Genomic DNA, 5,301 nt, shown 5'->3' on the forward strand with positions numbered 1-5,301 from the left:
TCGCACCCAGCGCACCGTCGTCCAGCGCGGTGCCGGTCACGCTCAGGCGCAGGCCGCCGCGCACGAAGCTGATCCGCACAGACTCACCCCGGCGGACCATGCGCGGCGGCTGGAGCCCGTTGCGCAGCACCGGCCGATCGGCCGGCAGCCGGCGCACCACCTCCATGCCATCGAGTTCGGCCAGGGAGCGCAGCGCGTCCGGATCCAGCCGCTGCAATGGCCAGGGCACCATGCGGAACCGCTCCGGCGTCACCAGTGCTCCCGCCGGCAGCGCCTCGACCGGCACCGGCACCGTCACCATCTCGTCCAGGACCGCCACCATGCGCAGCCGCCCGACATGGCCGGTGCCATCCTGCACCGCGAGCCAGCCGGTCAGCCGCGGCCCGCCGCTCGCGCCAGGGGCCGGCTGATCCGCCCTAAGCGTCACGAGCACCGGCGCAGCGCTGGGGTTGCCGAGCGGCAGGGCGGGCTGGAGGATCCGGACCTGCCAGTCGCCGTCCCGGCTTGCGGCCAGCTCCTGGCGGACCAGCGCCTGGAGGGCGGGCTCGTCCAGCGCCATGCCCGGCGCGATCGTGATGGGCTCCCCGGCCGCGGCCGGATGGGCCAGCAGCAAGGCGGCAAGCAAAGCTGCCGCGCTGCGCCAGCCGAAGAAGCGGAGCGGCACGGTCCGCATCCTCAACCCCGCAACTGGGTCACGGTGCCCATCATCGAATCAGTGGCGGTGATGACCCGCGAGTTCAGCTCATAGGCGCGCTGGGCGGTGATCAGGCTGGTGATCTCGGCCACGGGGTTGACGTTAGAATTCTCCAGATAGTGCTGGAGCACCGTGCCGGACCCATCCGAGCCGGGCGTGCCGATCATCGCCGGGCCGGACGCGGCGGTCTCGGCCAGGAGGTTGTTGCCGAGCGGCTCCAGGCCGACCTCGTTCACGAAGCTTGCCAGCTCGAGCTGGCCCAGCTCCTGCAGCTCGACCTGCCCCCGAATGCGCGCGCTGACCCCACCCTCCGGGTTGATGGCGACCTCGATGGCATTGCCCGGCACGACGATGCCGGGCGAGACCGGATAACCGTCGGCGGTCACCAGCTGGCCCTCCGGGCTCAACTGGAGATTGCCGGACCTTGTGTAGCCGAGCTCGCCCGAGGGCAGCTCCACCACGAAATAGCCCTCGCCCTGGATCGCCAGGTCGAGATCGTTCTCCGTTCCGACCAGCGGCCCCTGCTCCAGCACGCGGTACACGGCAGCGGTCTTCACGCCCAGGCCTATGTCCACGCCCGCCGGCACGGTTGTGCCGGTTTCCGACGAGGCAGCGCCGCCACGGCGCTGGCTCTGGTAGAGCAGGTCCTGGAACTCCGGACGCGCCCGCTTGAAGCCGGTCGTCGTCATGTTGGCGATGTTGTTGGAGATCACGTCGACGTTGAGCTGCTGTGCGGCCATGCCGGTCGCGGCGATGTTCAGGGATCGCATGAACGGGCTCCCGATCGGGCAGAGGTCAGGACGAGGCGAGCATCCGGTCGACCGTGCGCCGGGCCAGGTCGTGATGGGTTTCCAGCAGGCGCTGGGTGCTCTCGAAGGCGCGGGTGACCTCGATCAGCCGGGTCATCTCGACGAGCGGCTGGACATTGGAGCCTTCGAGCGAGCCCTGGACCACCCGGGCCGCCTCGGCCGGGACGGTCGGGCCATCCGTGCGGTAGCGGCCGCTGCCTTCCGGCACCAGGGCGGCATCATCACCCGGCTGGACTAGGCCCAGCCGGGCGACCACCACCTCGTCCGCGGAGATCGTGCCGTCGGCGGCGATCGTGATGCTCCGGGCATTGTCCGGCAGGATGATCGGAACGCCGCCATTGTCCAAGACCGCGGCATCGCCCGCGACCAGCCGGCCGGCCGCATCGGTCGTGAACCGGCCAGTCCGGGCCAGGCGCTCGCCCTCCGCAGTCTCCACCTGGAACCAGCCGGGGCCCACCAGCGCCAGGTCGAGGGCAGCACCCGTGCTGCGCAGGGGCCCCTCCTTGCGGTCCACGACCGTGCCGAAGTCCTGGGCGAAGGCGACCTCGCCCGGCTCGCCCGCGCGGCGCAGGTCCTTGGCGAACACGAGGTCTTGCCGCCGGAAACCGGTCGTGTCCGCGTTGGCGACGTTGCCCGCCACGACGTCCAACGCACGCTCGAGGCCAAGGCCACGGGCCAGGCCGAGATAGCCGGTAAGATCCAAGTCCGACCTCCACGCCGACGGGCCGCTCGCCCGTTTCGTCGGGTGGATCCTGCCAGAACCTGGTTAACGAAAGCCTAAGCGCCGGCGGATGGGCCAACCGGCGACACCGGCCCGCCGGTCGGTGTGATGCGCCCGGCCGAGACCCGGCTCAATGGGCCGGGGAGTCCGCGTAGCTGGCGATGGCGCCGCTGACCGAGCCCAGGATGTCGCTCAGCAGCGCCTCGTCCTCGGCCTCCACCATCACCCGGATCAGCGGCTCCGTGCCCGAGGCGCGCACCAGCAGGCGGCCCTTGCGGCCGAGCTTGGCCTGGCTGTCCTTGATCAGCTGCTCGATGACGGGCGAGGTCAGATCGATGCGCCGCTGCACCCGCACGTTGGAGAGCTTCTGCGGCAGGGGCGTGAACGGCCGGGCGACCTCGCTGACCGGCCGGTTCTTCTTGAGCAGCACCGCCAGGACCTGCAGCGCCGCCAGCAGCCCGTCGCCGGTGGTGCCGAAGTCGGTCATGATGATGTGGCCGGACTGCTCGCCGCCCAGGTTGTAGCCGCCCTGGCGCATCCGCTCGACCACGTAGCGGTCCCCGACCTTGGTGCGCAGCAGCGGCAGGCCGCGATCGGCCAGATAGGTCTCCAGGCCGAGATTCGACATCAGCGTGGCGACCACGCCGCCGCCGGTGAGCCGCTGCTCCTCCTGCCACTGGGTGGCGATCAGCGCCAGGACCTGGTCGCCGTCGATGATCTGGCCGTGCTCGTCGACCATCACCACCCGGTCGGCGTCGCCATCCAGCGCAATGCCCAGGTCGGCGCCGTGGGCGAGGACCGCGCGCGCGACATTCTCCGGATGGGTGGAGCCGCAGTCATGGTTGATGTTGAAGCCGTTCGGCGAGGTGCCGACCCGCACGACCTCCGCACCTAACTCCCAGAACAGGTCGGGGGCAATGTGGTAGGCGGCACCGTTGGCGCAATCGACCGCAATCTTGAGGCCGGCCAGCGTCATGCCGCGCGGGAAGCTGCTCTTCAGATATTCCACATAGCGGCCATGCGCGTCGTCGATGCGCAGTGCCCGGCCGAGCTCCGCGGGACCTGCCAGCGCCGGTGCGGCGTCCGCCAAAATTGCCCGCTCGATCTCCACCTCGATCGCGTCGGACAGTTTGAAGCCGTCCGGCCCGAACAGCTTGATGCCGTTGTCCTGGTAGGGATTGTGCGAGGCCGAGATGACCACACCCAGGTCGGCGCGCAGCGTGCGGGTGAGGAACGCGGCGGCGGGCGTAGGCAGGGGTCCCGCCAGCATCACGTCCATGCCCGCGGAGACGAAGCCTGCCGTGAGCGCCGGCTCGATCATGTAGCCGGACAGCCGGGTGTCCTTGGCAATCACGACCCGGTGGCGATGGTCGCCCCGGACGAACACGCGCCCCGCCGCCTGTCCCAGACGCAACGCCATTTCAGCGGTCATGGGCCAAATGTTCGCGGTGCCCCGCACTCCATCCGTCCCGAACAGCCGCCGTTCCATGAGCCTGCGCCTCCGTCTGCGCTCCGCTACGAGATCGTCCACTTGCGGCCATGCGCAGCACAAGTCCACCCACGCAGTTCGCGCAGCAGCCATGCGATGCCGCACCGCAGCACCCATGCCACAGTGACGGTCACGAACGAGTGATAGCATGAGGTGCCGGCATCCTTTCAGGAAAATGCCAGAAGCCGTCATGCCGGAGCAGCACGCGTATCATGATGCACTATCGGCGCGCATCGCTCCTGCCGCGTGAGAACCGGCCGCTATGATCGCCACCAATATGCGGCAACTGGCACTGATGGGAGCGGCAGCGATGGTCGAGAATAGCGGGGAGATGGTCGAGGAATGCCGAGGGGAGATCATCCTGCCGGACGGCAGGGGCGAGCCGGCCGAGCGGCGCTCGCCGTTGCGCGGGGGGCCGACCTATCCGCGCAGCGCCGGGTGTGCAAATTGCAGCCCTGCCAGGGACCGCCGCGCGCGCCGGCGGCCGCGCGACGAGACGGTGCGTGGCCGCCTGATCGACGTGCAGGGCTGACGGGCCGCACGCCGCACTGGTCACGCGCCGTCCTTCGCTCGAACCTGACCAGCCGGTCGCAGTCGACCGGCTCCCGTCACTCGTCCGTGGCCTCTTCGGCGGCTGCGGGCGGGCGGCGGTCGAGGCCCAGGAGGAAGCATTCCGAGCTGTCACTGCGGGTGGCATCGGGGCGGAGGATGCGCACGCTGCGGAACATGGTCTTCGCCCGCTGCTGCAAGGTCGCCTCCGCACCGCGAACGAGCTTGATCAGCACGCTGCCGCCTTCGTTCAGATGGGCCGCACAGAACTCCAGCACCGCCTCGCCCAGCTGCTCCGCGCGCAGCCGGTCCACCAGCCTGCGGCCGGTGGAGGATGCGGCCATGTCGCTCAGCACGAGATCGACGCCCGATCCGACCGCCGCCGCTAGGGCCGCCTCGGTCGCTTCGCTCAGGAAGTCGCCCTCGATGATGGTGACGCCGGCGATCGGTGCGATCGGCTGGAGGTCGACCGCCACCACCCGCGCCTGCTTGTTGGCGGCGTACTGGCTCCACGATCCGGGTGCGGCACCCAGATCCGCGACCACCGTGCCAGGACGAATCAGGCCGAACCGCCGGTCGATCTCCTCCAGCTTGAACACCGAACGGGCCCGGTAGCCCAGTGCCTTGGCACGCTGCACGAACGGGTCGTTGAGCTGCCTGGTCAGCCAGCGCTGGGAGGAGGCGCTGTGCGCCCGCGCATCCCTCAGGCGCACCCGGGTCCGGGAGTTGCTGTCGCTCATGCGCCCACCCTCGCCCGCATCTGGTCCAGCCCGCCCGTCATTGCCAGCATCTGGTGCAGCCCCTTGCCGAGCAGGCCGTTCAGGATGCCCTCGCGCACCCCCCGGTCGGCCACCTGGAGCCGCTCGATTGGCCAGATCCGGCAGACCGCCTCCAGGATCGCGCAGCCAGCCACGACCAAGTCGGCCCGGCCCTTGCCGATGCAAGGGTGGGCCGCCCGCTCCGCATTGGTCAGGGTGCGCAGATGGCGGCCCACCGTGTCGAGCACGCCATAGTCCAGCATGGTGCCGTCGACCTGACG

Annotated in this window: 7 protein-coding genes; 1 reads left to right on the forward strand and 6 read right to left on the reverse strand. The window is 70.1% G+C overall.

Features of this window, described 5'->3' with window-relative positions:
• The 4 genes from flgA to glmM all read right to left on the reverse strand — a co-directional run.
• A partial coding sequence (flgA, locus tag EQG76_RS20775; RefSeq protein ID WP_159716246.1) for a flagellar basal body P-ring formation chaperone FlgA occupies window positions 1–664 on the reverse strand: 664 nt, incomplete at its 3' end.
• Window positions 665–675: 11 nt separating this feature from the next.
• Window positions 676–1,464, reverse strand: a complete 789-nt coding sequence (gene flgG / locus EQG76_RS20780) for a flagellar basal-body rod protein FlgG (protein ID WP_159716247.1) — start codon at window positions 1,462–1,464, stop codon at window positions 676–678.
• 25 nt (window positions 1,465–1,489) lie between these two features.
• Window positions 1,490–2,206: a flagellar hook-basal body complex protein gene (locus tag EQG76_RS20785; protein ID WP_159716248.1), complete on the reverse strand. Its 717-nt coding sequence runs from the start codon at window positions 2,204–2,206 to the stop codon at window positions 1,490–1,492.
• A 148-nt stretch (window positions 2,207–2,354) separates the two neighbouring features.
• Window positions 2,355–3,713, reverse strand: a complete 1,359-nt coding sequence (gene glmM, locus EQG76_RS20790) for a phosphoglucosamine mutase (protein WP_159716249.1) — start codon at window positions 3,711–3,713, stop codon at window positions 2,355–2,357.
• A gap of 310 nt (window positions 3,714–4,023) precedes the next feature.
• Between glmM and EQG76_RS20795 the strand changes: the two genes are divergently transcribed.
• Window positions 4,024–4,245, forward strand: coding sequence for a hypothetical protein (locus EQG76_RS20795; protein ID WP_159716250.1), 222 nt, complete (start codon window positions 4,024–4,026; stop codon window positions 4,243–4,245).
• A gap of 76 nt (window positions 4,246–4,321) precedes the next feature.
• Here EQG76_RS20795 and EQG76_RS20800 read toward each other — a convergent pair whose 3' ends face one another.
• Together EQG76_RS20800 and EQG76_RS20805 are read right to left on the reverse strand one after the other, a co-directional pair.
• Window positions 4,322–5,002: an RlmE family RNA methyltransferase gene (locus tag EQG76_RS20800; RefSeq protein WP_159716251.1), complete on the reverse strand. Its 681-nt coding sequence runs from the start codon at window positions 5,000–5,002 to the stop codon at window positions 4,322–4,324.
• The coding region (locus EQG76_RS20805) for a Ppx/GppA phosphatase family protein (RefSeq protein WP_456237664.1) at window positions 4,999–5,301 on the reverse strand (303 nt) is incomplete at its 5' end. The genes EQG76_RS20800 and EQG76_RS20805, both read right to left, overlap by 4 nt.

Origin of the sequence: Geminicoccus flavidas (genome assembly GCF_009806515.1) — a bacterium.
Lineage (GTDB): Bacteria > Pseudomonadota > Alphaproteobacteria > Geminicoccales > Geminicoccaceae > Geminicoccus > Geminicoccus flavidus.